General features: G+C 65.5%; 17 protein-coding genes. 11 read left to right on the top strand and 6 right to left on the bottom strand.

What is annotated here, in order from left to right; all coding sequences use genetic code 11:
• The first annotated feature begins 104 nt into the window (after positions 1 to 104).
• Positions 105 to 836 carry a deoxyribonuclease V gene (gene nfi, locus DOM36_RS08810; RefSeq protein ID WP_110642725.1) on the top strand — a complete coding sequence of 244 codons (732 nt, stop codon included), beginning with the start codon at positions 105 to 107 and terminating at the stop codon, positions 834 to 836.
• 29 nt (positions 837 to 865) lie between these two features.
• Here the strand turns inward: nfi and DOM36_RS08805 are convergent, their stop codons facing one another.
• Both DOM36_RS08805 and DOM36_RS08800 read right to left on the bottom strand, forming a co-directional pair.
• Positions 866 to 1,954, bottom strand: a complete 1,089-nt coding sequence (locus DOM36_RS08805; RefSeq protein ID WP_232823777.1) for an alpha/beta hydrolase — start codon at positions 1,952 to 1,954, stop codon at positions 866 to 868.
• A 130-nt stretch (positions 1,955 to 2,084) separates the two neighbouring features.
• Positions 2,085 to 2,984, bottom strand: a complete 900-nt coding sequence (locus DOM36_RS08800) for an aldo/keto reductase (protein WP_110642723.1) — start codon at positions 2,982 to 2,984, stop codon at positions 2,085 to 2,087.
• Between the two features lie 140 nt (positions 2,985 to 3,124).
• On the opposite strand from DOM36_RS08800, the gene DOM36_RS08795 reads away from it, so the two are divergent.
• From DOM36_RS08795 to DOM36_RS08775, 5 genes are all read left to right on the top strand, one after another.
• Positions 3,125 to 3,745 carry a DUF1415 domain-containing protein gene (locus DOM36_RS08795; RefSeq protein ID WP_348626395.1) on the top strand — a complete coding sequence of 207 codons (621 nt, stop codon included), beginning with the start codon at positions 3,125 to 3,127 and terminating at the stop codon, positions 3,743 to 3,745.
• Between the two features lie 94 nt (positions 3,746 to 3,839).
• The gene (gene tpx / locus DOM36_RS08790; RefSeq protein ID WP_110642721.1) at positions 3,840 to 4,343 is read left to right on the top strand and encodes a thiol peroxidase; all 504 of its coding nucleotides are present in this window, start codon (positions 3,840 to 3,842) and stop codon (positions 4,341 to 4,343) included.
• Positions 4,344 to 4,497: 154 nt separating this feature from the next.
• Positions 4,498 to 4,929: an OsmC family protein gene (locus DOM36_RS08785; protein WP_075570329.1), complete on the top strand. Its 432-nt coding sequence runs from the start codon at positions 4,498 to 4,500 to the stop codon at positions 4,927 to 4,929.
• A gap of 248 nt (positions 4,930 to 5,177) precedes the next feature.
• Positions 5,178 to 6,485: an MFS transporter gene (locus DOM36_RS08780; RefSeq protein WP_075570328.1), complete on the top strand. Its 1,308-nt coding sequence runs from the start codon at positions 5,178 to 5,180 to the stop codon at positions 6,483 to 6,485.
• Between the two features lie 107 nt (positions 6,486 to 6,592).
• A complete protein-coding gene (locus tag DOM36_RS08775; RefSeq protein ID WP_110642719.1) occupies positions 6,593 to 7,900 on the top strand; it encodes an MFS transporter in 1,308 nt (435 codons plus the stop codon).
• 19 nt (positions 7,901 to 7,919) lie between these two features.
• Here the strand turns inward: DOM36_RS08775 and DOM36_RS08770 are convergent, their stop codons facing one another.
• The 3 genes from DOM36_RS08770 to DOM36_RS08760 all read right to left on the bottom strand — a co-directional run bounded on the left by DOM36_RS08770 (position 7,920) and on the right by DOM36_RS08760 (position 10,789).
• Positions 7,920 to 8,678 carry a type 1 glutamine amidotransferase gene (locus tag DOM36_RS08770; RefSeq protein WP_075570326.1) on the bottom strand — a complete coding sequence of 253 codons (759 nt, stop codon included), beginning with the start codon at positions 8,676 to 8,678 and terminating at the stop codon, positions 7,920 to 7,922.
• Positions 8,678 to 9,682 carry an amidoligase family protein gene (locus DOM36_RS08765; protein WP_075570478.1) on the bottom strand — a complete coding sequence of 335 codons (1,005 nt, stop codon included), beginning with the start codon at positions 9,680 to 9,682 and terminating at the stop codon, positions 8,678 to 8,680. The genes DOM36_RS08770 and DOM36_RS08765 overlap by 1 nt, the downstream gene beginning before the upstream one ends.
• Positions 9,683 to 9,946: 264 nt before the next feature.
• Positions 9,947 to 10,789, bottom strand: coding sequence for an EamA family transporter (locus DOM36_RS08760; protein WP_075570325.1), 843 nt, complete (start codon positions 10,787 to 10,789; stop codon positions 9,947 to 9,949).
• A 172-nt stretch (positions 10,790 to 10,961) separates the two neighbouring features.
• Here DOM36_RS08760 and recC point away from each other — a divergent pair, with 172 nt between their 5' ends.
• Genes recC through DOM36_RS08740 form a run of 4 tightly spaced genes read left to right on the top strand, consistent with a single transcriptional unit; the run spans position 10,962 to position 21,533 of the window.
• The gene (gene recC / locus DOM36_RS08755) at positions 10,962 to 14,762 is read left to right on the top strand and encodes an exodeoxyribonuclease V subunit gamma (protein ID WP_157958607.1); all 3,801 of its coding nucleotides are present in this window, start codon (positions 10,962 to 10,964) and stop codon (positions 14,760 to 14,762) included.
• Entirely contained in the window at positions 14,759 to 18,637 is a 3,879-nt protein-coding gene (gene recB / locus DOM36_RS08750; protein WP_110642715.1) for an exodeoxyribonuclease V subunit beta, read from the top strand. Before recC ends, recB begins: the two co-directional genes overlap by 4 nt.
• Positions 18,634 to 20,727: an exodeoxyribonuclease V subunit alpha gene (gene recD / locus DOM36_RS08745; protein WP_110642713.1), complete on the top strand. Its 2,094-nt coding sequence runs from the start codon at positions 18,634 to 18,636 to the stop codon at positions 20,725 to 20,727. Before recB ends, recD begins: the two co-directional genes overlap by 4 nt.
• A complete protein-coding gene (locus DOM36_RS08740) occupies positions 20,724 to 21,533 on the top strand; it encodes a creatininase family protein (protein ID WP_075570322.1) in 810 nt (269 codons plus the stop codon). Before recD ends, DOM36_RS08740 begins: the two co-directional genes overlap by 4 nt.
• Before the next feature lie 66 nt (positions 21,534 to 21,599).
• Here the strand turns inward: DOM36_RS08740 and ribA are convergent, their stop codons facing one another.
• A complete protein-coding gene (gene ribA / locus DOM36_RS08735) occupies positions 21,600 to 22,739 on the bottom strand; it encodes a GTP cyclohydrolase II RibA (protein ID WP_110642711.1) in 1,140 nt (379 codons plus the stop codon).
• Between the two features lie 161 nt (positions 22,740 to 22,900).
• On the opposite strand from ribA, the gene DOM36_RS08730 reads away from it, so the two are divergent.
• Positions 22,901 to 23,794 carry a RibD family protein gene (locus DOM36_RS08730; protein ID WP_232823775.1) on the top strand — a complete coding sequence of 298 codons (894 nt, stop codon included), beginning with the start codon at positions 22,901 to 22,903 and terminating at the stop codon, positions 23,792 to 23,794.
• Positions 23,795 to 23,796 lie beyond the last annotated feature (2 nt).

Genomic DNA, 23,796 nt, shown 5'->3' with positions numbered 1-23,796 from the left:
GTGTAACGCGACGCCGCGCCCGTTGAAGGGGCGAATCGCGATTGGAGGTCGGTGCTTTCCGCGGCTAGGCTGGAGTCCTCAACCTGGACCACGGGAGGCGCAGGATGGCGCTACACGAATGGAATCTGACGCCCGAGGCGGCGATCGCGCTGCAGAAGCGGCTGGCGCCGACCATCATACGCGAGGATACGCTGGGGCAAGTTGGCCTGATCGCGGGGATGGATATCGGCTTCGAAAATGGCGGCGAGACGACGCGGGCGGCGCTGGTGCTGCTCGAATGGCCGTCGCTCACGCTGGTCGAGCAGGTGGTGCACCGCGAGCCGACGCGCATGCCCTATGTGCCGGGTCTACTGTCGTTTCGCGAGATTCCGGCGGCGCTGGGGGCGTTCGAGCAGTTGTCGCAGCGCCCGGATCTGATCATGGTCGATGGCCAGGGTATTGCGCACCCGCGCCGCCTGGGGATCGCCTCGCATCTGGGGCTGTGGCTCGACCTGCCTACCATTGGCGTGGGCAAGAGCCGGCTATGCGGTCAGTTCGGCGAAGTACCGTCGCTCAAAGGGGAGTGGACGCCGCTGACCGATCGCAAGCGCGAGGAGGACCCTGACGATATCGCACTCGACCAACGTGGCCGCGTCACCATTGGCGCCGTGCTGCGCTCCAGAGAAAGCGTCAAACCGTTGTTTGTGTCACCGGGGCATCGAATGTCCCTCGATAGCGCCGTTACCTGGGTCGTCCAGTGCCTGGGCAAGACCAAGTTGCCGGAGCCGACCCGGCTGGCGGATCGGCTGGCATCGCGAAGGGGGGAAGTGGCGATCAGCGGGCAGCTGTCGCTGTAGCGTTCGGTTCGGAGGATCGTCCGCCGAGCTCAGGAGTGGTCGAGGCGCTTCAGGCCGTCGAACAGCGCCTCGTGAAATCGCTCGGGCTGCTGGATATGCGGCGAGTGACCCAGCTCGGGAAATTCGACCAGCTCGGCGTCAGGGATACGTTCGGCGGCGCGTTCGCCCAGCACGTCGTAGTGGCCCAGGGTTTTCTTGACCTCGTCGGAGGCGGGCCCCTTGCCGATCGCGGTATTGTCCTTCTCCCCGATCAGCAGCAGCGTCGGTACCTGAATCTCGTCGAACTCATGGATGACCGGCTGGGTGAAGACCATGTCGGAGGTGAGGGTCTGATCCCAGGCGACGAGATCGCCACCCGGCCCCGCGTACATGCCGGCCAGCATATCGACCCAGCGGTCGTAGCGCGGCTCCCACTCGCCGACGTAGTAGGTCGACTGCTGATAGCGGCGTATCCCCTCGGCGTCTTTCTTCTGCTCGCTGGCATAGGCCTCGTCGATCGGCTGATAGGGCACGCCCATGGCCTTCCAGTCTTCGAGCCCGATCGGGTTGACCAGCACCAGCTTCTCGGTCTGCTCGGGGTACATCAGCGCGTAGCGGCTCGCCAGCATGCCGCCCATGGAATGGCCCATGATCGTGACGTCGTCGAGATCGAGGCTTTCGAGCAGGGCATGTGTGTTGGTCGCCAGCTGGTGAAAGCTGAACTGGTACGCTTCAGGCTTGCTCGATTTGCAGAAACCGATCTGATCCGGCGCGATCACGCGGTAGCCCGCATCGTTGAGACGCTTGATGGAATCCTCCCAGGTGGCGGCACAGAAGTTCTTGCCGTGGAGCAGCACGATGGTGTGGCCGTTGGGATCGTCGGCAGGGACGTCCAGGTATGCCATCTGCATCTCCTGACGCTGGGAGGTGAAGCGAAAGCGCTCTACCGGGTATGGATAGTCGAAGCCTTCCAGTTCGGCGCCGTAGCGTGGCGTTGTCTTGCGATCTGGCTCGGCGGCGTCGGCTTCCTGGGCCTCGGCGCTCACCGATACGCCAGCCAGCGTGGTGCCAAGGGCGAGGCTCAAGGCCGGTAGCCAATGGCGGTAGGGAGAGGCCGGGGTCGCTGACATCGCTTGCATGCATCGCTCCTGCTGGGGCTGAGTGGGAATGTGCTGATTGGGAAAGTGCTGGTTGGGAAAGTGCTGGTTGAGAAAGTGCTGGTTGAAAAAGTGCGTTGACACGGGTTTAGACGACGGCGTCGCCGATAGTTCAGACGATATCCAGCGATACCGGCTCCCTGGGCGCCGGAAACGCGTCATCGAGCTTGGTGAGATCATCGCTGTCGAGTTCGATCTCGAGCGCCTTCGCATTGGCCTCGACATGGGCGGAACTCGACGCCTTGGGAATCGCGATGATCCCACGCGCCCCGTCCTGACTGACGCCGGTGGGGCGAATGACCCAGGCCAGCAGGATCTGCGCGGCGCTGGCAGCGTGCTTGGCGGCGATCTCGTTGACCACGCTCGACGAGAGCAGCTTGGATCGCAGCCGGCCGCCCTGTGCCAGCGGGCAGTAGGCCATCACCGGGATGTGGTGATCCTGCATCCACGGGATGATGTCGACTTCGATACCGCGGGAGCCGAGATGGTAGAGCACCTGATCGGTCGCGCATTCGGCGGCGGCGGGAATGGCGTCCAGGGCTCTGAGATTGTCGGCATCGAAATTGGAGACGCCGAAGCGCCGGATCTTGCCCTGATCGCGTAACCGCTCGAACGCCTCGAGCGTCTCCTCGAGGGGAATATTGCCCGGCCAGTGCAACAGGTAGAGATCCAGGCAATCGATCCCCAGGCGCTCGAGGCTGCGTTCGCAGGCGGCGATGGCGCTGTCCCGGCCGGCGTTCCAGGGGTAGACCTTGGAGACGACGAAGGCGTCGTCGCGGCGTCCGCGTAGCGCCTCGCCGACGACTTCCTCGGCACCGCCGTCGCCATACATCTCGGCAGTGTCGATGAGCCGGAGACCGAGATCCAGGCCGTGCCGAAGCGCTGCAACTTCCTGCTGGCGTGGCACCAGGTTCTCACCCATGTACCAGGTGCCCTGGCCAATGGCGGGGAGAGTGATCGAGGGTGCTTCCCGGCTCTCGGGTAGCACGATCCGCGGTAAGGTCCGTGGCATGCAAGACTCCCTGTCCGTTGAGGCGTTACTGTCATGCTGGTCGTCGCTCGCGGGTTTCGCAAATGACTTTCTTGGCAACCGTGTAACGTCGCTCGACGTATGTGACTCTTCCGTTCACTTTGTGTGAAACCTTTCTCGATTTGGGTGAAAATACGCTGGCTACGTCCACCGGGTCAGGCAAACCGTTCAGGAGCTCCGTCATCGAACCGTCTTCCATCACTCTCACTCGAGCCTGGCTCGCGTCCTTCGTCGTGGCGCATGACATCTGCCCCTTTGCCGGACGTGAAGTGCAGCGAGGCGCCATCCGTTATGCGCTGGCCGAATCCCGCGATCTGGAAGGACTGCTCCACGAACTGGTGGCAGAGTGCCGTCGCCTGGATGCGGAACCCGACATCGCCACCACGCTGTTGATCGTGTCGGCGGGCATGGACGATTTCGGCGATTATCTGGATTGGCTCGAGCTGGCGGAGCGACTGCTGGAGGATCTGGAATACGTCGGCGTCTATCAGCTGGCCAGCTTCCACCCGGATTATCTGTTCGACGGCGTCGAGAGAACCGACCCGGCCAATGCGACCAATCGTTCGCCTTATCCGATGCTGCACATTCTGCGGGAAGCCGAGCTCGAGAGAGTGCTGGCGAGCTACCCGGATCCGGAGGCCATACCGGAACGCAACATGGCGAGGTTGCGAGCGCCGGACTCCCGTGCGCTGGCTGCATCGCGGCGACTATTGGCGCAATCGACCGGCGAAGCGAAAGGATAGGCTATGCTCATCAGTGGCGTCCCTGTCCTCTGGTACGCCGCGATGCGCTTTTCCATCGTTTCGCCCTTCAATCGTTCCTTTCGGAGAGACAATCATGCAGAGCGTGACGCGAGGCGGCGTGCCCGTCGAAGTCGGTGGCGAGTTCCCCACGGTTGGCGATACGGCGCCGGCCTTCACCCTGACCGATGGCGAGCTCAAGGAGCTGTCGCTGTCGGACTTCAGCGGCCGGCGCAAGGTGCTCAACATCATTCCCAGCGTCGATACCAGGACCTGTGCGATGTCCACGCGCAAGTTCAACGAGTACGCCAGCGGTCTCGACAATACCGCGGTCCTGATCGTGTCCGCGGATCTGCCGTTCGCCCAGAGTCGCTTCTGCGGCGCCGAAGGGCTGGATCGGGTCGTCACGCTGTCGTGCTTTCGCCATCCGGAATTTCGTGAAAGCTACGGGGTCGCCTTGCAGAGTGGCGTCATGGCCGGGCTCTGTGCCCGCGCGGTCATCGTGATCGACGAACAGGACCGGATCGTGCACGCCGAGCTGGTCAGCGAGATCAAGAACGAGCCGGATTACGAGGCGGCGATCGAGGCGCTCAAATCCTGACAGCGTCCCGCGCGGGCGGGATATCGAGCGCGGTAAGCCATTCAGGGTGCGGGTCGGGATGACGTGTCGTCCATGTGGTCTACACTGATTCCGTCCCATCCACTGCGAGGGTCGATGATGTCGACACGCCGCAGCCAATCAGAAGGAGTTGATGATGACGATCAAGAAATCCGGATCCGCCGAATGGAAAGGCAGCCTGAAGAAAGGCAAGGGGGTGGTATCCACCGAGAGCGGCGCGCTCAAGGACAATCCCTACGGCTTCAATACCCGCTTCGAGGGTGAGCCCGGTACCAACCCGGAAGAGCTGATTGCTTCCGCTCACGCCAGCTGCTTCTCGATGGCACTGTCCATGATGCTGGGTGAAGAGGGTATCGAGCCGGATAGCATCAAGACCGACGCTACCGTCATCATGGAAAAGGACGATAGCGGCTTCACCATCACCGAAGTGCAGCTCAAGACCGTGGCCAAGATCCCCGGTGCCGATCAGGCGACGTTCGACAGCGCCGCCCAGAAGGCCAAGGAGGGCTGCCCGATCTCCAAGCTGCTCAACGCCAAGATTTCGCTGGATGCCAAGCTGGAAAGCTGAGCGTGCAGTGGCGATCATGGAACCGGCCTACGCGGCCGGTTTTTTTATGCAGATCGCGAAAAGCATCGTCTTCTTGACACCGGACCCGGCAGGCCTCGCCTCTTGACGGCGCTGCACTGACGGAACTTTCAAAGTCTGGTAATGTCATGGCCCCTCGTGCGGCGATCGGCATCCTCTGTCGGGCACCCGCGACGCGCGTGGGCTATCGACACACGCACGTTTCAACGCCTCAGAAAAAGAACACGGCCATGGCTAACGCACCCCAATACGATGCGGCTCCGTCGCGTCCGCTGTCACGCGGTGACATCAAGATCCTGTCGCTATCCGCCCTGGGCGGTGCGCTCGAGTTCTACGATTTCATCATCTTCGTCTATTTCGCCACGGTGATCGGGCATCTGTTCTTCCCGCCGGACATGCCTGAATGGCTGCGGATGGTACAGACTTACGGCATTTTTGCGGCAGGGTATCTGGCACGTCCGCTGGGCGGCATCATCATGGCGCATTTCGGTGATCTGCTGGGCCGCAAGCGCATGTTCACGCTGTCGATCTTCCTGATGTCGGTACCGACGCTACTGATCGGCTGTCTGCCGACCTATGAGACCATCGGTTATCTAGCGCCGCTGCTGCTGGTGTTGATGCGCATCCTGCAGGGCGCGGCGGTCGGCGGCGAAGTCCCGGGTGCCTGGGTCTTCGTCACCGAGCACGTTTCACGCAAGGACGTCGGTCTGGCCTGTGGCACGCTGGCTTCGGGACTGGTCGCCGGCATCCTGATCGGCTCGATCATCTCGGCGTTTCTGAAGTCCTACTACACCCCTGAAGAGATGAGCGCTTACGGTTGGCGCGTACCGTTCCTGATCGGCGGCGTCTTCGGATTCCTGGCGGTCTATCTGCGTCGTTACCTGGAAGAGACCCCGGTATTCGCCGAGATGCGCGCCAAGAAAGCGCTTTCCGAAGGGCTGCCGGTCAAGCGTGTGCTCAGCCGACACATGGACAGCGTCGTGCTGTCGATGGCGGTGACCTGGATTCTTACCGGGGCGGTGGTGGTGGTCGTCCTGATGACGCCGAGCCTGCTTCAGACGCTGTACGGTATCGATGCGTCGCTGGCCAACGTGTGGGCGATCGTCTGCGTGATCATCGGCTGCGTGGTGTCGGGATGGTGCTGTGACCGTATCGGCAGCGGAATCACGATCATCCTGTGGAGTCTGCTGCTGGGGATCACCTACTGGATCATGATGCACACCGTGCCATCTCACCCGGATCAGCTGATGCTGCTCTACTGCCTGGCCGGATTCGGCGTGGGCATCGTTGGCGTCGTGCCCACCATCGCCGTCAAATCGTTCCCGGCGGCGGTGCGCTTCTCAGGCCTTTCGTTCTCCTACAATGTCGCCTATGCCATCTTCGGCGGCTTCACGCCCGTCGTCGTTTCGACGCTGATGGTCAGTCATCCCGCGGCGCCGGCCTACTATATCGCCGCACTGGGTGGGCTCGGCGTCGTGATCGGCATCTTTCTGCTGCGCGCGCCGAACGGCCAGCGTCTGGCATTGATGCAGCACTGAACCGCGTCCCGAGCCCCGAACCCGCTGACCGGCCGGTTCGGAACTCGGCCGCTCCGCTCCGGAATGATCGATGGCGCCCGCGGGCGCCGTTCGCCTGGAACATCGACATGTCCCACGACCCTACCTTGTCCGAGTCGCCGCGTCCGCTCTCCCGCGGCGACGTCAGGACGCTGTCGCTATCGGCTCTCGGCGGCGCGCTGGAATTCTACGACTTCATCATCTTCGTCTACTTTGCCACGGTCATCGGTCAGCTGTTCTTTCCACCTGACATACCGGAATGGTTGCGTCAGATCCAGACGTTCGGCATCTTCGCCGCCGGCTATCTGGTGCGTCCGCTGGGTGGCATCGTGATGGCGCACTTCGGCGATCTGCTGGGACGCAAGCGCATGTTCACGCTGTCGATCCTGCTGATGGCGCTGCCGACATTGGCGATCGGCTGTCTGCCGACCTACCACGCCATCGGCTACCTGGCGCCGCTGGCGCTGGTGCTGCTGCGCATGCTGCAGGGGGCGGCCGTCGGAGGCGAGGTGCCAGGCGCCTGGGTGTTCGTCACCGAGCATGTCCAGCGGCGCCATGTCGGGCTCGCCTGCGGCACGCTGTCGGCCGGACTGGCAGCCGGGATTCTGATCGGTTCGCTGGTCGCCGCCGTGATGAAGTCCCACTTCTCTGCCGCGGAACTGGCTGGCGGCGCGTGGCGCATCCCTTTCCTGCTTGGCGGTATCTTCGGGCTGGTGGCGGTCTATCTGCGCCGCTGGCTGAGCGAAACGCCGGTCTTCGCCGAGATGCGCGAGCGCCGGACCCTGGCGGCCGAACTTCCGGTCAAGACGGTGCTGCGCGATCACCTGGGCGGGGTGCTGCTGGCCATGGCGGTCAGCTGGATGCTGACCGCGGCGATCGTCGTGGTGATGCTGATGACGCCGCCGCTGCTGGCGGCGCAGTACGCCGGGCTCGACGCATCGCTGGCCAACGTGGTGGCGATACTGTGTCTGATCGTAGGCTGCGTGATCGCCGGCTGGTGTGCCGATCGATTCGGCAGCGGGGCAACGCTGGTCGGCTGGAGCGTGCTGCTGGGGGCGAGCTACTGGTTGATGATGAGCGTCGTCGGGCAGCGTCCCGAGCAGTTGATGCCGCTCTACGCGCTGGCAGGCTTTGCCGTCGGTATCACCGGCGCGATCCCGGCCATTGCGGTCAAGGCTTTTCCGCCAGCCGTGCGGTTCAGCGGACTCTCGTTCTCCTACAACGTCGCCTATGCACTCTTCGGTGGCTTCACGCCGATCATCGTCACCGCGACGATGCGCTGGTACCCGATGTCGCCGGCCATCTACGTCGCCGCGCTGTCGGTGATGGGTGTCGCCATCGGGTTGTTCCTGCTGCGCTCGCCGGCGGGTCGGCGGCTGGCGGCGATGCCTTCCTGAGGCTGGGTCCTGGCGGGGCTCAGCCGCGACGCTCTCGCTCTTCATCTTGCGGTGGGCGCTGTCGCCGGGCGGCATCCACCAACGCGCGAATCAGCCGCTGCTGGGAGCGGCTGAAGAGCAGAAATTCCGGGTGCCACTGCACGCCGATGAGAAACGGGTGGCGTTCGCTCTCGATCGCCTGCACCAAATCGTCGCGATCGTGCGCGACCACCTTGAGCCCATCCCCCGGGCGGTCTACGGCCTGATGGTGCAGGCTGTTCACGTTGCAGTAACGGCGGTTGAGAATGTCGGCCAGCTGGCTGAACGGGGCGATCTCGATTCGCTTGCGCGGCAGGACCATGCGCCGATTCTTGATGTGACGGTAGGTCGTCTGGATGTCTTCGATCAGACTACCGCCGCAATGAATGTTGATCATCTGGGCGCCACGGCAGATGCCCAGAATCGGTACGCGCGCCGGCAGGTATTCGGCCAGCAAGGCGAGCTCGAGTTCGTCGCGGGCCGGATCGATGCGAACGTCCAGCTGCACTTCGCCACCGTAGCGCTGGGCGCCGATATCGTCGCCGCCGCCGATGATCAGACCTTCCACCGCCTGCTCCAGCGGACGGGCGGGCGAGATTCGCACCGGCCGCCCGCCCGCGCGCCAGACCGAGAGCCAATCGCACCACCAGGCCAACAGACTCTTGTGATCCGAGGTGGTGATTCCGATCCGCGGGCGCGCCGGGTTCGGATTCGGGCCGGTTTTCGTGTTCGTCTCTGTCCTTGTGCTCGACGCCTTCATCAGTGACGCATCCAGTGACGCAGCGAGTCGAGCCAGCGACTCAGGGTCGGCTGGGCGAGATGATTGCGGTAGGCGGCGCTGCGTTCTGCCAGACGATCCGGGTCGGCGGCGAGACGCTCTACCTCGGCCCAGCGATTCCATTCCACGCTCACGCCCCACTCCGGGTCGGACAGTGCGGCGTTGGGCAGGCGGTAATGGTAGGTCGGCCGGGGCTTGACCAGCGTCTCTCGCAGCAGCGCGTTGGGATGGTCCGGCATCACCCACGCGAACAGCGGCAGCAGATCCAGCTCCCGGTTGCGGGTGGGATTGGCGAGCAGATAATCGTCGATCAACGACTGGAGCGTGGGGCGATAGTCCGCCGCCAATACCCGGCAGGTGTAGTCGCTGTGAAACGGGCGCGTGTGGGGCAGCATGTCCCGGGTCACATCGACCACGATCTCGTCCCGTAGCCAGTCGGCCAGAATCAGATACGCCCGCAGATAGGCCAGTACGCTCTCAACCTCGGCAGACGGAATCTCCGGGTTGAGATGCAGGCCGAAGCCGTAGAGCAGGCTGGCATCGGTGCCTTCCGCGCCGTGGCTGCGCAGTGCCGTGAACAGTTCGTCCAGGCGCGCCAGCTCGTCCCAGGGGAGCGGCGGGCAGACGATCTCCGTCGGCACCAGGCCCGCGACCATGTCGCCCAGCCATTCGCGGGTGCGGCTGTGCACGCTGGCGCGCAGGTGCTCGCCGAATCCCGGCGGCTGGCCATCAGTGGTACGAGCGCGATCGAGCAGCTGCTCGTCCGGGTGGACGTACTTGCTGTCCAGCTCGATGTGAAAGACGCCCCAAGGGGTCCCGGTAACCTGCAGTCGATGCGCACTATGTTTTTCGACGTGGCCACCGAAGGTCATCTCGACCAGACGCGCAGCCTGAATGGGCCCGATGCCGGCGAACTCGAGCTCGACGCCGACCCGGCGCGGCTGGCCGTCGGCGTTGGTGGCGTGCGGTGGAGCGATGAGTGACACAATGGGCTCCTTGCCGATAGCTGACGTCGGAATGGCTGTCGCCTTGATGGCTTGGGTCTGGATAAGCGTCGAATGCATGCCGGCAGACTTACGCTCTGTCTGANNTCAATTTTTGCCTTAGCTACGCGCCCCGGTCTTGCCATCGCTCGCCGATTTTTCAGACAGAGCTTAGGCCAACAGACAGGGGCCAAAAGACAATGGAACGGCGTTGGCAGAGCGATGATTCAGTGTCCTAATCCTAGCAGTCCTTGCGCGGGATGACAGTCATCCCCAGTGCGTCAGGATGACACCGCCAAGAATCAGCCCGCCTGCCAGCACGCGTTCGCGACGCAGCGGCTCCTTCAACCAGATCACGCCGATGGCAATGGCGAACAGCACGCTGGTTTCCCGCAGCGCCGCCACCAGCGCGATCGGTGCCTGGGTCATGGCCCAGATCGTGATGCCGTAAGCGCCGATGGAGAGCGCACCGCCGATCAGACCGATCCGCCAGTAGCGGGTCAGTTCGGGTAGGGCTCGTACCCCGCGCATGGCGATCAATACCAGCAGCATTCCGACACCATCGAGCAGAAACAGCCAGATCACGTAGCTGATCGCATCGCCATTGGCGCGGGCCCCGCTGCCATCGGCCAGGGTGTAGCCGGCGATGAAGGCAGACGTCGTCAGTGCATTGATCAGGGAGGCGCGCTCCAGGCGCGGCCCCCGGCCGCTGCGAAAGGCCATGCAGAGAATGCCGAGCACCAGCACCGCGATGCCCAGATAGCCGATCCAGGAGGGATGCTCGCTGAGCGCGAACACGCTGATCAACGTGACCAGCAACGGCGCGCAGCCGCGGGCGATCGGGTAGATCTGACCGAGATCGCCGACCCGGTAGGCGCGGGCCAGAAACACGTTGTAGCCGATGTGCAGCAGCGCCGACACCCCCAGCCACGGCCAGGCGGCCGGTTGCGGCAGCGGTACGAAGGCCACGCCAGCGAGAGCAATGAGCGCGCAGGCTGCCTGGATCAACGAGATGCCGAGGAGCCGATCCAGCCCCACCTTGACCAGGGCATTCCAACTGGCATGCATCAGGGCACCGGCCAGGACGGCGAGAAAGACGGGCGTGGTCAACGGGAATCCTTGTGGCAACGGATGTTGTCATGGCGGAAACGATGTGGCTGTCATGACATCGTCACATCTTGCCACAGGCGGCAAGTGATCGTCGCACCGTGCCACGGTAGGATGGCACCATCGTGATCGACGTGTCGTCGATCGTCGTCGATCCATGAATCCGGGAGAGCGGATGTTCAGCGTCCTGCATGCCAATCACCTCGAAGACCTGCACGATCTGGCATTGGCGTTGATCAAACGCCATCGATTGCCGCCGCTGACACCGGAAACGTTCCTGGTGCAGTCCAACGGCATGGCCCAGTGGCTGCGTCTGTCGCTGGCCGAAGCGGATGGGATTGCGGCGTCGGTGGACTTCCCGCTGCCCTCGAGTTTCGTCTGGCGGGCTTATCGTGCGGTGCTCGAGCAGGTTGGGGAGGCAGGCGAGCGGCAGTCGATTCCGCTGCACTCGCCATTCGACAAACGGCCGTTGGCGTGGCGTATCCTGCGGCTACTGGATGACGAGATCACCCGTGACCCTGTCACCTTCGCGCCGCTGGCCCACTATCTGAGCGCCGGGCTCGAGGCCGCAACGGACGAGCGATCGCCGGAAGTGGCGCGGCGCCGTACCGCCGATCAGGCCGAGCGCAAGCGCTGGCAGCTGGCGGTGCGTCTGGCGGATCTGTTCGACCAGTATCTCAACTACCGCCCGGACTGGCTGTCGGCGTGGGAAGCGGGGGAGGGCGCCCCGGACGATCTGCCCGCCGATCAGCGTTGGCAGCCGGCGCTATGGCGGGCCCTGATCGCCGATGCCGCCCCGGCCGAACGGTCGTTTCACCGCGCCAACCTGCACGGGCGCTTCCTCCGTGCTGCCCGACGACTGGAGAGCTGCCCCAAGGCGTTGCCGCCGCGACTGTTCGTGTTCGGCATTTCGGCGCTGCCTACCCAGACGCTGGAAGCGCTGCACGCACTCTCGGGCGTCATCGATGTCTTTTTGATGATCACCAACCCCTGTCGGCATTACTGGGGCGACATCGTCTCCGATCGTGAGGCGATCAAGCGTGCCGGTCGGCTTTCCGCCGAAGCGGTGGCACGCCAGCAGTCCCGCCATCCAGAGGCACCCTGGCTCGAGACGCTGGACGAGGAAGCGCTGCATCTTCAGGCCAATCCGCTGCTGGCCGCGTGGGGTGCCCAGGGCCGGGACTTCATCGTCGGGCTCTACGAATTCGAGAGCCAGGACGGCGGCTTCGACGTCGAGACCGACCTGTTTCGCGATCCGGCGCCAGCCGATGACGCGGATCCTGAACGTGCGCCGCTGCTCAACCAGTTGCAGCAGGACATTCTGGATCTGCGACATCCCGGGGAGCGAACCCGCGAGGCCGGCAAGCGGCTGATCGACCCCGACGACGTCTCGCTGTCGCTCTACAGCGTGCACTCGCCGCTGCGCGAGGTGGAGGTGCTTCACGATCGGCTGCTGGCAGCGTTCGAGGAGGCCAGCCATCAGGGCACGCCGCTGCGCCCGCGAGACATCCTGATCATGGTGCCGGAGATCGACGTTTACGCCCCCTACATCGAGGCGGTCTTCGGTCAGCTGCCGCCGAACGATCCCCGACATATTCCGTTTACCATCGCCGATCAGGTCGCCAGTGAGGCGCATCCGATGATGGTGCTGATCCTGGCGTTGCTGGAACTTCCCGAGCGTCGGCTGGGCGTGAGCGAGCTGCTCGACGCGCTGGATGTGCCGGCGTTCCGGGCGCGCTTCGCCATCGAGGAGTCGGAATTGCCGCGCCTGCGCCAATGGCTGGCGGAAAGCGGCGTGCGCTGGGGGCTTTCCGGCGCACATCGCCAATCTCTCGGCTTTCCGGCGCTGCATGAAAACAGCTGGGCGTTCGGGCTCGAGCGCATGTTGCTGGGGTACTCTACCGGCCCGCTGCCGCCGGGAGGAGGGTCTACAGGCCCGCTGGCATCGGATAGACCCTCCGCCCCGTCGACCGGTGACGCGGCCTGGCAGTTCGACGATATCGTGCCCTATGACGAGGTGGGCGGGCTGGAAGCGGATCTCGCCGGACGACTGGCCGAGCTGATGCAGGTGCTGGCCGCCCAGTGCGAGGCGTTGAGCGACGCCGGCACGCCGGCGGCTTGGCTGACCCGCTTGCGGGTGCTGCTGGATACGCTGTTCGCGCCCACTGCGCTGGACGAGCACGACGTGCTGGCGCGGGTGGATGAGTCGCTGAATCGCTGGCAGCAGAGCTGCGAGCTGGCCTCGTTCAGCCAGCCGATCGGCCTCGCGGTGGTGCGCGATGCGCTCAAGGCAGAACTCGATGAGGGCGGTCTGGCCCAGCGTTTCCTCGCCGGCAAGGTCAACTTCGCCACGCTGATGCCGATGCGCGCCATTCCGTTTCGGCAGGTCTACCTGCTGGGGATGAACGACGGTGCCTACCCGCGAACGCGCCAGCCTCAGGATTTCGACCTGATGGCGCAGCGTCCGCGCCCCGGAGATCGTTCGCGCCGCGACGACGACCGCTATCTGCTGCTCGAGGCGCTGCTTTCCGCCCGCGAACGGTTGACGCTCTCCTGGGTCGGCTTCGACCAGCGCGACAACACGCCGCGACCGCCATCGGTGCTGGTCGGTGAGCTGCTCGACACGCTCGAGCAGGGCTGGCGGCCCGCCGCGACGTCGGGCGAGCTTGGCGACGAAGCCGCGCTGGTGGCGAGGCTGGTCGAGGCCCATCCCTTGCAGCCGTTCTCGCGGCGCTACTTCCAGGCCGACGATTCGCGTTACACCTTCGATACCAGCTGGCAGCCGCTGCATCTGCCAGCGCCGACATCGCCAGCGGATACCGCGGTCGATGGCGGAAAGACCGGCGCCGAGGTCCTGCCGCGCACCACGTCGGAGACCGCGCCGCTGCCGGCAGAAGCGCTCGGCCTTGTCGATCTGCAGCGGTTGCTGCGTCGACCGTGGAGCGTCTATCTCGGTCGGCTGGGCGTCCGCTTTCAGGAACCGGCGGTGCCCGACGAGGACAGCGAGCCGTTCATCCTCGACGCGCTGGAAGACCATACGCTCAAGCGCGAGCTGCTTGACGCCGGCCGCCGTCACGAGCCGTTGGTGCAGGTTGCCGATCGGCTAAGGCTGGCCGGTCGCTTGCCCGCGGCGGGGTTCGGTCTGGCGATGATCGAGCCGCCGCTCAAGCGCCTCCAGACCCAGCTGGAAAGCTGGCATCGTCGGATCGATAGCGCTGAACCGCTGACGCCGCCGATGCTCCGATTGGCGATAGAGGAAACGCCCGACTGCCCGGCGTTGGCGCTGGAGGCGCGTGTCGACGGCCTCTACCGGGAGGCGGACGACAGCCTGAGTCTGGTAACGCTGGAAACCAGCCATTTCGGCCACTTCAAGCCGGAAGGTCAGAACTCGGGCGAAGGCCCGTGGAAAAAACTGGGTAAACCGCACCGGCTTTTTGACGGTTATGCCCGCTGGCTGCTGGCCAACGCGAGCGCTGACGCGCCGTGCCGCTTGACGGCGATTTTCGAAGACCGCTGGTTGGAGTTTCCGGCGCTGGAGAGGGCGGAAGCGCAGGCGAGTCTAGGTCACTGGCTTCGCACCTGGTGGCGGGCCTGGTGCGCGCCGCTGCCGGCCAGCGGCGCGCTGGCCAGGACGCTATGGAGCCTGGCCGACAGCTCGGCGCTGGCAGGGCTGACAGCGGGTGAAACGCTCGACTCCGGTTGGCGCGATCGGCTCGCGCAGGAGTACGACGAGGGCGGCTTCGGGACGCCATCGCTGGTTCAGCGGGAGGGTAGCCTCGGCCAGCTGTGGCCGGATTTCGAGACGTTCGAGGCGGCGGGTGGCGTCGGCGAGAGCGTGGCGCACTATCAACCGATACTGGAGACCTTGTTGCGCGCGTCCCAGCAGATTCACTCCCGCGCGGTGGCAGTTCCATCATCATCGACATCGACATCGACATCGACATCGACTCGATCTCGGGGGGGATCAGCAGGATGAACGATGCCACCGATGGAAACACGGCTGAAGAAACCGTTCCGCTCGAACTCGTCGGCCTGCCGCTGACTGGACCTCACCTGATCGAAGCCAGTGCCGGCACCGGCAAGACATTCACCCTGGCCGCCCTGTACGTCCGACTGGTGCTGGGCCCGCTGCCGGGGCGCGAAGCGGTGGACTTCCCCCGTCCGCTGACGCCGCCGGAGATTCTGGTGGTGACCTTCACCGAAGCCGCCACCGCCGAGCTGCGCGGGCGCATCCGGGCGCGCCTCAAGCAGGCCCGTGACTGGCTGCTGTCAGGCGTCGCGGATCGCCAAGATCCGGTGCTGGCCGACCTGCTGGCGCCGCTGGCCACGGCCGGGGAAACCGCCTGTCGCAGCGGTGCCCGCCGCCTGGATCAGGCGGCCCGGCTGATGGACGAGGCGGCGATTTTCACCATCCACGGTTTCTGCCAGCGCATGTTGACCCGCCACGCTTTCGATGCCGGCGCGCGGTTCTCCGCCGAGCTGCTGCAGGACGGCCAGACCCTGCTGACCCAAGCGGTCGAGGATTACTGGCGGTGTGAGTTCTATCCGCTCGACGAGCGCTGGCAGCGCCAGATCCGCGCGCAGTGGAGCGGGCCTGAAGCGCTGGCGTCCGCGCTTCGACCGCTGTTGAAGGACGGCGAGCCGCAGCCCCTTTGGGTCGCCGGTGAGGCGGTGGAGTCGCCGCCATCGCTGACCGCGCTGTTCGCCGAGCTGGAAAGCGGATTGGACCAACGGGAGTCCATCGAGGCGGCGCTGATCGAAACCTGGGATCGCGACGTCGTCGCCTCGCTGATGGCCGAGGCGTTTCGCAACGGCGTCCTCAACAAGAGTCGGTTCAAGGCGGAAGAGCTGGAGGAGCGGCTGGCCGGATTCGAGAACTGGTTGGCCCAGGGCGAGTTCGATGCCACCGAGGAGATTACCGACAGCAGCGGTCGCTTCTGGCTGAGTCAGGAGAAGCTCGAAGGCGCGGTGGTCAAAACCGCCACTCAGAAAGGGCATGCCGCGCCGGCGCATCCCTTCTTTGGCTATCTCGACCGTCTCGAGGCCCACGGCCGGCCGTTCGATGCGATCGCCAGGCAGGTACTGGTGCATGCGCGTGATCGGATCGCGGTGAGCTTCGCCGCCGACAAGCGGCGTCAGGGGCTGTGGGAGTTCTCGGATCTGCTCAACGATCTCGATGCGGCGCTGGCACGGCCGGCGGCATTGGTGCAGCCGCCGGGCGGCGGGGAGGCCGCGAAGAGAGACGACAGTGCGCCGCTGCGGCTGGCGGCGCGCATCCGCCATGAGCTGCCGGTTGCGCTGATCGACGAGTTCCAGGACACCGATCCGGTCCAGTATCGGATCTTCTCGAACCTCTACCGCGCGCCCGAGAGCGATCCTGCAACGACGGCGTTTTTGATGATCGGGGATCCCAAGCAGGCGATCTATGCCTTTCGCGGTGCCGATATCCATACCTATCTTCGGGCGCGCCGTGCGACCCCGAGCCGCTTCACGCTGATGCGCAACTTCCGCTCGACCCAGGCCATGGTCGAGGCCACCAACGCGCTGTTTCAACGCCATCCGCGACCTTTCGGCAGCGACGAGATCCCGTTCGTCGCCGTCGAATCGAATCCCAAGTCGACGCAGCTGGTCGATCGCGACGGGCGGCCGGTCGAGGCGCTGGGCGTGTGGTGGCCGGATACCGAGCGTCATACCCGCAACGACTACCAGAACGTGATGGCGTCGACGACGCGGGCCGAAGTGCAGCGGTTGCTGGAAGGGCAATGGCGATTCGAAGGCGCGCACGGCGAGCGGCCGGTACAGCCCGCCGATATCGCCATTCTGGTTCGGCACGGGGGCGAGGCCCTCAAGGTTCGCAGCGCCCTCGCCGAGGGCGGGATTCGCAGCGTCTACCTGAGCGAACGTTCGAGCGTGTTCGACACGCCGCAGGCGTTCGAGCTGCTGCAGCTGTTCGAGGCCGTGGCCCAGCCGCGTCAGGACGCCAGGCTCAAGGCCGCGCTGGCAACCAAGCTGCTCAACGAGTCGCCACAGGCACTGGAACCGCTGCTGGCCGACGAGCTGGCGTGGGAGCGCGAGGTCGAGCGCTTCAGCGACTACCATCGCCAGTGGCAGCGGCGCGGCGTGCTGCCCATGCTGCGCACGGTGATGCGGGACTTTCGTATCGCCGAGCGTCTTGCCCTGCGTGTCGATGGCGAGCGGGCCCTGACCGATCTGCTCCATCTCGGCGAGCTGGCGCAGAACGCCCAGCAGCGACTCGACGGCGAACAGGCGCTGCTGCGCTGGTGGCATCGGGCGCTGCAGGAGGGCGTCGAGACGCTGGACAGTCAGGCGCTCAGTCAACGCCTGGAAAGCGACGAGGATCTGGTTCGGGTGATCACGGTGCACAAGTCCAAGGGGCTCGAATATCCCATCGTGCTGCTGCCGTTCATCTGCTCGCACCGCCCGGCGGAGCCCGACCGACAGACCGGGTTGCTGGCGCTGAGGCCACCGAAAGGCGAGGGCAGTGTTCTGGTGGCCTCGCCTGACGATGCCCAGAAACGCGAAGCCGATCTGGCCCGTCTCGACGAGGACGTGCGTCTGCTCTATGTCGCGCTGACTCGCGCCGCATTCGCCTGCCGACTGGGTGTCGCCCAGGTCGGCCGGGGGCGAGGCAAGAGCGGCTGTCTGCACGAGACGGCGCTGGGGCGACTGCTCGGCAGCGACAAGGCGGACGACGGCGCGGCGCTGCTGGAACGGCTGCGGGAAGGCCAGCGCGCGGGCTGGCTGGCGATCGAGCCGCTGCCCGAAATGCCGGATCACCGGCTGCGGATGGCGGCGATCGCCCCGCCAACCAAACCGGCGCGAATCTTCGACGGCCAGATCGACGATGACTGGTGGATTGCCTCCTATACCTCGCTGATCGCCGATGCCCGCCGCGCCACGGGCGATGAGGATGCCGCTGCCGCCGGTGAGGATCTGCCGGCGACGCTGGACATCGAGGTCAGTCGCGAGCGTGACCCGATACCGCGCCCCAGTATTCGCACGTTGCTGGATTTTCCGCGAGGCCCGCGACCGGGTACCTTTCTGCACGGACTGCTCGAAATGCTCGATTTCGATCGGCTGGGGGATCCCGATTATGCGGCAACGGTGCGCCGCGACATCGAGCGACGCCTGGCGATGAGCGGTTTCGACGCGGATTGGGCGCCGCTGCTGCAGGCGTGGCTACTGGAGCGGCTGCGACTGCCGCTGGTGAGCGTCGATGGTCACACCGTGCGTCTCGACCGGCTCGAGGCGTGGCGCACGGAGCTCGAGTTCTGGCTGCCGGCGACGGCCGCCTGGAGCGAACCGCTGGATCGGCTCGTCACCCGGCTCGAGCCGTTGCCGGGACAGCGACCTCGATTGGCGCCGCGCAAGCTCAATGGCATGCTCAAGGGCTATATCGATCTGGTCTTCGAAGCCAACGGACGCTGGTACGTGCTCGACTGGAAGTCCAATCATCTGGGCGACGATCCGGCGGATTATCAGGGCGAGCGGTTGGCGGCGGCGATGGTGGAACACCGTTACGACCTGCAGTACGTGCTTTACGTGCTGGCACTGCACCGTCTGCTCAAGTCCCGCCTCGAAGACTACGACTATGAGCGGCATATGGGCGGCGCCTGCTACGTCTTTCTGCGGGGGCTTTCCGAGCTGGCGCTCTTTACGGCGCCCGAAGCTGCGCCGAGGGTTTACATGGCGCCCGAAGTCTTTGCCGCGAACGGCGTGTTCCATCGTCGCCCGGATCGTGCGCTGATCGAGGCGCTGGATGCGTGGCTGGAAGGTAACCCCGAGCCGGCGAGAGCCTTGTTGCGCCAGCCAAAGGAGATTGATCGATGAGCCGCCGGCCAACGTCGCACCAGCCCGATCGGAAGCCAGATTCGAGCGCCGGGGAGGCGGATCAGTTCTCGTTGGCGCTCGATGCCGACGAACCCGCGCTGACGCGGGAGGGCGTAGCGAGGACAGCCCTCACCCGCGCAACGCTGTTCGAGACGTTGGCGTTGTGGGTGGAACTCGGCTGGTTGCGCCAGCTCGATCGCCATTTCGCGATCTTTTTGGCCGACCGCGACCCCCAGGCCGATCCGCTGGTGTGGCTGGCCGCAGCTCTGGCCAGCCATCAGCTGGGCCGAGGCCATGTCTGCCTGTCGCTGTCACGCGTGCTGGCTACGCCGCGCTCGGCGCTGTCGCTGCCGCCGCTGGAGGGTGGCGGCGAGCCGGCACAAGCGGTCGTGCTGCCGGAGTCGCTGCTCGACGGCATCACGCTGGCGGGCTGGACCGCCGCTCTGACTGCCTCTTTCACTGTCGCCATGGCGCGGGAGGCCTCGGGGTCCGCGACACCGCTGGTGCTCGACGGCGAACGTCTCTACCTGCGCCGCTACTGGCAGGCCGAGAGCGCGGTCGCGGGACACCTGCGTCGGCGTCTGGGCCAACCGCTGGCCGTGGCCGACGACCTGGCCGAACGGTTGCAGGCGCTATTCGCTGGCAACGCGCGCCAGGGCGACGAGCCCGACTGGCAGCGTGTGGCGTGCGCGCTGGCGCTTCGCCAGCGGCTGACGATCATCTCCGGTGGTCCCGGTACCGGCAAGACCACCACCGTGACGCGACTGCTGGCGCTATTGCAGCAGCAATCGCTGGCGCGTGATGGCGAGGCGCTGCGTATCCGGTTGGCGGCACCTACCGGCAAGGCGGCCGCCCGACTCTCCGAGTCGATCGCCAGCGCCGTCGGCCGGCTCGATGTCACGGAGGTCGTGCGCGACGCGATTCCGCAGCAGGCGCAGACGCTCCACCGGTTACTGGGGGCGCGACCGGATACTCGCCATTTCCGTCACCATGCCGACGCGCCGCTGAGTCTCGATCTGCTGGTGGTGGACGAAGCCTCGATGGTCGATCTGGAGATGATGGCCGCGCTGCTCGAGGCGATGCCGACGGATGCCCGTCTGATTCTGCTCGGTGACAAGGATCAGCTGGCCTCGGTCGAGGCGGGCTCGGTGCTGGGAGATCTGTGCACCGGGGCCAATGTTGCCGACGGTGCGGGCTATTCCGAGCCGACTCGACGATACCTTCAGTCGATGGCCGGTGAGAATCTGCCCGTTGCCGCCGAGACCAACCCGCTGGCAGATCATGTCGCCATGCTGCGCAAGAGCTTTCGCTTTCACGAGGACAGCGGTATCGGCGCCCTCGCCAGGGCGGCCAACGGCGGTGACGGACGCGGCTTTGTCCAGGTGCTGAAAGAGGGCTTCAAGGACCTGGCGACGCTGGATATCGATGCTGCCGCTTTCGAGCGAGCCGTCGTGGCGGGCTATCGGGATCTGTTCGAAGCGGTGCGGGCCGGCGACGATTCGTCATCGATACTGGCGCTGCAGAGCCGTTTTCAGGTGCTGTGCGCGCTACGTCGGGGTCCTTGGGGCGTCGAGGGATTGAACGAGCGGGTCGCGCAGGCGTTATGGCACCAAGGCTGGATTGCGCGTACCGAAGGCTGGTTCGCCGGGCGCCCGGTGATGGTGACGCACAACGATCCGCAACTGGGCCTCTACAACGGCGACCTGGGGCTGACGCTGGCCGACGAGGCCGGGCGGCTGCGCGTCTGCTTCCCTCACGGCGATGGCGTGCGCCAGGTGCTGCCATCGCGACTGGATGCCGCAGTGACCGCCTTCGCCATGACCGTGCACAAGTCCCAGGGGTCGGAGTTCGAGCACGTACTGTTCGCGCTGCCGGCGCGGAGCAATCCCATCGTCACGCGGGAGCTGATCTACACTGGCATCACCCGAGCCCGCTTGCGGCTGACGCTGGCGCTGGCGCAAGGCGGCGACGAGCGGATGCTGCGCGACGCCGTGGCGCGGCAGGTGGTTCGAGACAGTGCGATCGCGACGCGGTTGCTGAAGGATTCCAGGGCATTAAACCGAACCGATTCGTCTGGGAGCGAAGTATGAGCGTCCACCAATGGCAGGATCTGACCAGCACGGAGATTGCCCGACTGGCCGGCGGCGCGACGGTGGCGGTGTTGCCGCTGGCGGCGATCGAGCAGCATGGGTCTCATCTGCCACTGTCAACCGATCTGGATATCGGGCTGGGGCTGCTCGAGGCGGCCATGGCGCAGCTCGGGTCGACGCAGGACGTGATCGTGCTGCCGCCGCTGGCGCTGGGTTCGAGTCTCGAGCACACCGACTTCCCGGGTACGCTGAGCTTGATGCCGGAGACGGCAATGCGCGTGATCGAAGCGCTGGGCGAGGCCGTCAATCGTGCCGGCATTCGGCGTCTGGTGCTGTTCAACAGTCACGGGGGCAACAAGGCGGTCATCGATTTGGTAGCACTCAAGCTGCGTGCGGCCCACGCCATGCTGGTGGTCAAGGCCAACTACTTTCGCTTCGCGCCGCCGCCGCAGGCGCTGCCCGCCAAGGAGTTGCGGCACGGCTTGCACGGCGGTGCCCTGGAAACCTCGATGATGCTGCATCTTGCGCCGGCCAAGGTCCGGATCGAACAGCTGGCCGATGCCGTCTCCGAGGGAAGCCTTCGCGAACAGTCGGGTGCGACGCTGGGCCCTGAAGGCGACGCCGGCTATGCCTGGATGGCACAGGACCTGCATCCCAGCGGCGTCACCGGCAATGCCGCGCTGGCCAACGCCGATATCGGACGTCGTTTGGTCGAGCATTTCAGCGCGCGGCTGGCGACGGTGATTGAAGAGGCGGGGCGCTTCGATCTGGCCACGTTGCGCGGCCCGACCCCGGACGGGATCTGACGAACCGGCGTCTTCGGACGCCGGGGGTCTGTTGCGACAAGATAGCAGGTGACCGGTTAGCGTCCGTCAGCGTGCCACGGGTCTCCTGAGCGAGGCTGCCGGGCCGCTTTCGCCGTCATTCAGCACCTCTTCCAGCCAGTGGCCGGCGCGCTTGGCCTTGGCATCCAGATAGCGCCGGTTCTGCTTGGTCAGCTTGCCGTAGACGCCGCGACGGTTGACAACTTCGACGCCGCCCTGGTCCATGGCGGCGATCTTCTCTGGGTTGTTGGTCAGCAGTTCGATGCGGGTAACCTTGAGCTGCTCGAGCATCTCCAACGCCACTTCGTAGGTGCGCTCGTCCTCGCCGAAGCCGAGTACCTGATCGGCATCCACCGTGTCCAGCCCGCCATCCTGCAAGGTGTAGGCGCGCAGCTTGTTGGCCAGGCCGATACCGCGGCCTTCCTGGGCGAGATAGAGCAGTACGCCACCGCCGCGTTCATCGATGGTACGCACGCTCTCGCGCAGCTGTTCACCGCAGTCGCAGCGCAGACTGCCGAAGAGGTCGCCGGTCAGACAGGCCGAATGCAGGCGCACCGGGACGGCATCGTTCCACTCGCCGGGCTCGCCGATGACGATGGCGATGTGTTCGCGCATGCCGTCCGCCTCCCGGAACATCACGAACTTGGCGCGTTCGGCGTGAGACAGCGGGATTTCCGCATCGCTGGTGCGTTTGAGAAAACGCGAGCGGGTTTCCGAGTAGGCACCGATCTGCCCGGCGGCAACCGCCAGCACGGTGCCGTCGGCGATCAATGCCTCTACCCTGGCGCGCTGGATCTCGCTGACCTCGGCGACGATCGCGGCCGGAATGAGCAGGCCGATGCGCATCAGATCCAGCGCCGCCTCGCTGCCGCTGGTGGCGGCGAGCGGCCGGCTTTCCCGCGGCAAGCGCTGCTGCTCGGCGCTGGCCCAGGCGACGACCTGTTGCGCCCGGTCGGCAGGCGTGATCGGCACCAGCCCGACCCTCGGCTCGAACTCGATGTCGAGCCGTGAAAGACGATGGCGGGTCAACGCAAGGGTAGGCGGGTTGCCACTGATAGCGTGCAGCGCCGCCAGAGCCTCGTCGTCGCAACCCTCCAGCGGGTGAACCATCACGTCGCCGCTGGCAGCGCGTACGAGAACCGGGAGGCCGCGTCGCAGATCGAAAATCGCGCGTTCTACCTGTCGCATGCTCTTCTCCTTATCCTGTCATCCATGATCGATCTCATCCGAGATGCCCATCCATAACCTTGATTGGGTGTCGCCGGCGGTGGCTTCGCTGATCGTCGAACTGCCTCCGCCCAAGGGCCGATTTTTGCTACGCTAGGCTGCCGTCTGGCCAAGGAATGACCATGACTTCTACTCGCACTTCCTCTGCTCGTCCGCCTCCCGTAAAGACTCCGCAGGCCTGGAACTGGATTCGCCGCGTCGCCGGCATGACCCGCCATGGGGTTTTTGACGGCACCCTCATCGACGCAGGATTTCGGCTCGATGTCGATGCCCGAGGTGACTGGCGCTGCAGCCATGAGGTCGACGAGGAGGCTGCGCAACTGCTGTCGATCTGGCTGCCATGGTGCATTGCGGACGTCACCCAGGGCGCGCGCGTCATCGCGCAGATCGGCCAGAGTCTGGATGGCCGGATCGCGACGGCCAGCGGTGCTTCCCATTACGTCACAGGAGCACAGAGCCTGGTTCATCTTCACCGGCTGCGGGCGCTGGTCGATGCGGTAGTGGTGGGCGCCGGCACGGTCGTTGCCGACGACCCGCAGTTGACCGTGCGTCATGTCGAGGGCGACAACCCGCTGCGGGTGGTGCTCGATCCCCGAGGCCGGGTGCCGGCAGAACGTGGTGTCTTCCGCCAGCCGGCGGCACCGACCTGGCATCTCGTCAACGAGGGCGTTGCCGGTCACGGCAGTGCGGATCACGTCAGCGTCCATCCGCTGAGGCCGCGGCCGGAGGGGTTCGATCCCGTGCAGGTCATCTCGCTGCTGGCCGAACAAGGGCATCGCCGGATTCTGATCGAGGGCGGCGGGCTCACGATTTCGCGCTTTCTGCAGGCGGGCTGTCTCGACCGCCTGCACAGCGTTGTCGCGCCGATGCTGATCGGTTCCGGTCGGCCGTCGCTGACGCTGCCGGAGATCGACACGCTGGATGGCGCGCTGCGACCGGCCTGTCGCTATTTCCGACTGGGCGACGACATGCTGTTCGATCTGGATCTGCTCGATCGCGACACGACGGAGGCGTGATT

It is taken from the genome of Salinicola sp. CPA57, assembly GCF_003206035.1.
Classification (GTDB): domain Bacteria; phylum Pseudomonadota; class Gammaproteobacteria; order Pseudomonadales; family Halomonadaceae; genus Salinicola; species Salinicola socius.
The sequence above is the reverse complement of the archived record's forward strand: the minus strand, read 5'-3'. Positions and strand labels throughout refer to the sequence as shown.

What these genes read in the sequence shown, in the direction of transcription:
- nfi (WP_110642725.1), top strand. Translation starts at nt 105, where the DNA reads ATGGCGCTACACGAATGGAATCTGACGCCCGAGGCGGCGATCGCGCTG.
- DOM36_RS08805 (WP_232823777.1), bottom strand. Translation starts at nt 1,954, where the DNA reads ATGCAAGCGATGTCAGCGACCCCGGCCTCTCCCTACCGCCATTGGCTA.
- DOM36_RS08800 (WP_110642723.1), bottom strand. Translation starts at nt 2,984, where the DNA reads ATGCCACGGACCTTACCGCGGATCGTGCTACCCGAGAGCCGGGAAGCA.
- tpx (WP_110642721.1), top strand. Translation starts at nt 3,840, where the DNA reads ATGCAGAGCGTGACGCGAGGCGGCGTGCCCGTCGAAGTCGGTGGCGAG.
- DOM36_RS08785 (WP_075570329.1), top strand. Translation starts at nt 4,498, where the DNA reads ATGACGATCAAGAAATCCGGATCCGCCGAATGGAAAGGCAGCCTGAAG.
- DOM36_RS08780 (WP_075570328.1), top strand. Translation starts at nt 5,178, where the DNA reads ATGGCTAACGCACCCCAATACGATGCGGCTCCGTCGCGTCCGCTGTCA.
- DOM36_RS08775 (WP_110642719.1), top strand. Translation starts at nt 6,593, where the DNA reads ATGTCCCACGACCCTACCTTGTCCGAGTCGCCGCGTCCGCTCTCCCGC.
- DOM36_RS08770 (WP_075570326.1), bottom strand. Translation starts at nt 8,678, where the DNA reads ATGAAGGCGTCGAGCACAAGGACAGAGACGAACACGAAAACCGGCCCG.
- recC (WP_157958607.1), top strand. Translation starts at nt 10,962, where the DNA reads ATGTTCAGCGTCCTGCATGCCAATCACCTCGAAGACCTGCACGATCTG.
- recB (WP_110642715.1), top strand. Translation starts at nt 14,759, where the DNA reads ATGAACGATGCCACCGATGGAAACACGGCTGAAGAAACCGTTCCGCTC.
- recD (WP_110642713.1), top strand. Translation starts at nt 18,634, where the DNA reads ATGAGCCGCCGGCCAACGTCGCACCAGCCCGATCGGAAGCCAGATTCG.
- DOM36_RS08740 (WP_075570322.1), top strand. Translation starts at nt 20,724, where the DNA reads ATGAGCGTCCACCAATGGCAGGATCTGACCAGCACGGAGATTGCCCGA.
- ribA (WP_110642711.1), bottom strand. Translation starts at nt 22,739, where the DNA reads ATGCGACAGGTAGAACGCGCGATTTTCGATCTGCGACGCGGCCTCCCG.
- DOM36_RS08730 (WP_232823775.1), top strand. Translation starts at nt 22,901, where the DNA reads ATGACTTCTACTCGCACTTCCTCTGCTCGTCCGCCTCCCGTAAAGACT.